This window comes from Micromonospora sp. M51 (assembly GCF_018070305.1).
Lineage (GTDB): Bacteria > Actinomycetota > Actinomycetes > Mycobacteriales > Micromonosporaceae > Micromonospora > Micromonospora parva.
In genome coordinates, this window is the sequence record NZ_JAGPXZ010000632.1 from 1 (window position 1) to 3670 (window position 3670).

3 protein-coding genes and 2 pseudogenes are annotated in these 3670 nt (G+C 73.3%); 2 read left to right on the plus strand and 3 right to left on the minus strand.

Going from position 1 to position 3670, the window contains the following annotated elements; genetic code table 11:
* A pseudogene (locus KBX53_RS25945) lies at positions 1-241 on the plus strand (DUF2470 domain-containing protein); the annotation flags it as partial.
* A 137-nt stretch (positions 242-378) separates the two neighbouring features.
* Here KBX53_RS25945 and KBX53_RS25950 read toward each other — a convergent pair.
* From KBX53_RS25950 to KBX53_RS25960, 3 genes are all read right to left on the minus strand, one after another.
* Positions 379-975 (minus strand): TetR family transcriptional regulator, encoded by a 597-nt coding sequence (locus tag KBX53_RS25950; protein WP_030334442.1) that lies wholly within the window; start codon positions 973-975, stop codon positions 379-381.
* Between the two features lie 96 nt (positions 976-1071).
* On the minus strand, positions 1072-1827 hold the full coding sequence (locus KBX53_RS25955; protein ID WP_030334440.1) for an ABC transporter permease: 756 nt from the start codon (positions 1825-1827) through the stop codon (positions 1072-1074).
* Positions 1824-2579, minus strand: a complete 756-nt coding sequence (locus KBX53_RS25960) for an ABC transporter ATP-binding protein (protein WP_030334438.1) — start codon at positions 2577-2579, stop codon at positions 1824-1826. Before KBX53_RS25960 ends, KBX53_RS25955 begins: the two co-directional genes overlap by 4 nt.
* 250 nt (positions 2580-2829) lie before the next feature.
* Here KBX53_RS25960 and KBX53_RS25965 point away from each other — a divergent pair.
* Positions 2830-3670: pseudogene (locus KBX53_RS25965) on the plus strand (phosphoribosyl-AMP cyclohydrolase); the annotation flags it as partial.

Genomic DNA, 3670 nt, shown 5'->3' on the forward strand with positions numbered 1-3670 from the left:
GTGCCACGGCGCCCAGGTGACCGAGTACCTGTGCCAGCAGCTCGGGTTGACCGGGCAGACCCCGGACGGACCTCCCCGGGTGGTGCGCTTCGACCGCTACGGGCTGCTGGTCGCCCTCGGTCGACCCGGTGCCCGACGTCGGGTCCGGCTGACCTTCCCGAACCCGCTGGCCGACCCAGCCGACCTCCCCCGTCTGCTCCCCCCACTGCGACTCACTGCCGCCACCCACCCACCCCACTAACCCCCCAGGCCCCGGCCCTCCGCCGCGCCGATCTTGCACTTTCGGTTGCCGATATGCGGGTTGCATCCCTTATGTCGGCGCAGAAAGTGCAAGATCGCGGGAGGGGGTTGGGGTCGAGGGGGCTAGGTGGGGTGGGGTCAGGTCGGCAGCGGGCCGGTGAGGTAACGCTGGATCGTGGGGCCGACCATGACCGCCAGGGTTTCCGGGTCGGCCGAGGCGACCGGCTCAAGGCGTACCACGTGCCGCATCATGGCCAGGCCGATCATCTGGCTGGCCACCAGGGAGCCCCGCAGCGGCAGCTCGGCCGGATCGACGTCGAGGTTTTCGAGTACCCGGCGCAGCACCTGGGTGGTGACGAACTCCCGCAGCAGTCGAGCCGTCCACTCGTTGCTCACCGCGGAGCGCAGCAGTGCCTGCGCGGCGCTCCCGGCCGGGGAGTCCCAGACGCCGAGGAACGTACGCACCATCCGCTCGCCGACGGCGTCCCGGTCACCGGCGAGCACTTTCGGCACCAGCTGACCGGGGTCGACCGGAAAGTTCATCGCGGCCAGGAAGAGCTGGTCCTTGCTGCCGAAGTAGTGGTGCACCAGCGCGGGATCGACCTCAGCCGTGCCGGCGATGGCCCGGATCGAGGCGGCGTCGAAGCCCCGTTCGGCGAACGCCGCCCGCGCCGCGTCGAGGATCGCCTCCCGGGTGCCCGGTTTGCCGGGTCGCCGGCCGGTTCGCCGCGTCATCGCCGCCCTTCGTTCGTCCGCCTGGGCCCGTGGTGGGCCGGCCCGGTCAACGCCGGGGTCAGCAGCCGTGCCGGCCGCCGCCCCCGGCGTCGGCGGTCAGCCGCTGCGTCGGCGCAGGGTCGCCGCCGCGAGCACCAGCGCCAGCACCACCGCGCCGAGCACCACCGCGACATCCCGCCACATCCGGCCGGTCGGTTCGGCGTGGGCACCGACCTCCTGCAAAGCCTCGATGGCGTACGACAGGGGGAAGGCGTCACTGAGCGCCTGGAGCCAGCCGGCCATCTGGTCGCGGGCCACGAACAGCCCGCAGAGCAGCAGTTGGGGGATCACCACGACCGGCAGGAACTGTACTGCCTGGAACTCGGTGCGGGCGAAGGCACTGCACAGCAGCCCGAGGGCGACGCCGAGCACCGCGTCGAGCACGGCGATCCCGATCACCAGCCCGATGCTGCCGGCGGTCTCCAGACCGAAGATCCAGTACGCCACGGCGGCGGCGACGGCGGCCTGCACGGCGGCGGCCAGCCCGAACGCTATGCCGTACCCGAAGAGCAGGTCGAGCTTGCCCAGCGGGGTGGTGAGCAGCCGCTCCAACGTGCCCGAGGTGCGTTCGCGCAGCATGGCGATGCTGGTCACCAGAAACATGATCACGAAGGGGAAGATGCCGAGCATCACCAGCGCGATCCGGTCGAAGGTGCTCGGCTGACCGGGCGGGGTCGGCTGGTCGGCGTACATGAAGTAGACCAGGGTGAGCAGGACGGCCGGCACCACCACGAGCAGCGCGATGGTCCGCCGGTCGTGCCGGAGCTGACGCAGGATGCGGCCGGTGGTGGCGGCGAGGATTCGCGGGCTCATGCTGTCTCCCGTGCGGCGGTCGCGTCGGTGCTGGTGGAGGCGGCCTCGCCGGCCCGGATGAGCCGCAGGAACGCCTCGTCGAGGTCGTCCACACCGGCGGCGGCGCGGATCGCGGCCGGGCTGTCGTCGGCGATCAACCGCCCCTGACGGATCAGCAGCAGGCGGTCGCACCGGGCCGCCTCGTCCATCACGTGGCTGGACACCAGCAGGGTGGTGCCGGCGGCGGCCATCGCGTGGAACCGGGCCCACAGGTCGGCGCGCAGCACCGGATCCTGACCGACGGTCGGCTCGTCGAGGATGACCAGCTCCGGCTCCCCGACCAGGGCGCACGCCAACGAGGCTCGGCTGCGTTGACCGCCGGAGAGGGTGCCGACCAGCTGACCGGCCGCCTCGGCCAGCCCGACATCGCTGATCGCCCGATCGGCCTCGGCGCGCCCACGCCCGTACAGGGTCGCGAAGTAGCGGGCGTTCTCCCGGACGGTCAGGTCGGCGTAGACGCTCGGCGCCTGGGTCAGGTAGCCCACCCGGTGTCGCAGCGCGGGAGTGCCCGCCGGTTGGCCGAGCACGGTGACCGTCCCGCTGGCGACCACCTGCACCCCGACCACCGCGCGCATGAAGGTGGTCTTGCCGCTGCCACTGGGGCCGAGCAGCCCGGTGACCGCGCCGCGCGGCACCCGGCAGCTGATGCCGTCCAGCACCCGCCGCCCACCCCGGTCGACGACCAGGTCCCGGACGGCTATCGCATCGTCCATCGCACACCTCCACAGAAACTCATCACCTGTTGAACTCAACGCTAGATGAAATACCGCGCCGCACGCAACGGCCCGGAATCGACAACTGGGCGCCGACCGTTGCGCCCAGTGCGAGAACGGGCAGTAAGCTCCGGACCGGACACGAAGTCCGCCAACGGGCATTGCGCACCGATCGGACGTGCGGCACGATGGCGCCGTGGGTCACGCTCCGTTACCGGATAGCGGTTTTCTCGAGGATTGGGCCGCGCGGTTGCGGCAGGCCGCCGAGCGGCCGGTCGTCGGCATCCTGTTGCGCGGCAGCCACGCCCGCCGCGCCGCCACCGCGCACAGCGACGTCGACCTGGACGTGCTGGTCGGCGGCGCCCCGTACGCGGCCCGCCGGGCCTACCTGGCCGAGTCCGCAGGCCAGCTCACCCACGTCTCGGTGGCCGCCCGTGACGTCCGGTCCTGGGTGCACCGCCTCGGCGAACCGGCCGACTGGGCGTTCGGGCTACCGGTCACCGCGCCGGCGCGGCTGCTCTGGGCCGACCCGCACTGGCGGCCCCGGATCGACCTGCCAGTGCTGTGTCAGCCCGCCGAGCCGCCCCGGCTGGAAGAGATGATCGCCACGCTGGGGAAGGCCGCCGCCGCCCGCGCGGCCAACGACCGCCTCGGGGTCCGGCTCGCCGTCGCCGACCTGGCGCGGCTCTGCCCCTCGGTGCTCCGCCCGGCCAACCCGTCCGTGCGGGTCCACTCCCGCCGGGCGGCCTTCGCGGCGGCCCTGGAACTGCCGGTGACCCCACCGGGCTACCGGTCGGACATGCTGCTCTGCCTCGGGCTGCGCCCGGGCGCTACCGGGCAGCTCTGGGCCGCCGCCGTCCGGTTGGTCGCCGGCACCCTGCCGTTGATCCGGCCGTACGCCGAGGAGATCGCCGACACGGCTGGCGCGGACCTGGCCGCCGCCCTGGTCGACGGCCGGTTGGACCGCTACGTCGCCCAGTTGGCGCGGCCGGCGGGGCCCGCGCCGCAGCCCTCGTCCCCGCCGCAGACCCGGCCCTCGGGGCCCTCGCCGCAGCCCTGGCGGGAGCGGTCGGCGGCGCCCGCGCCGCGTG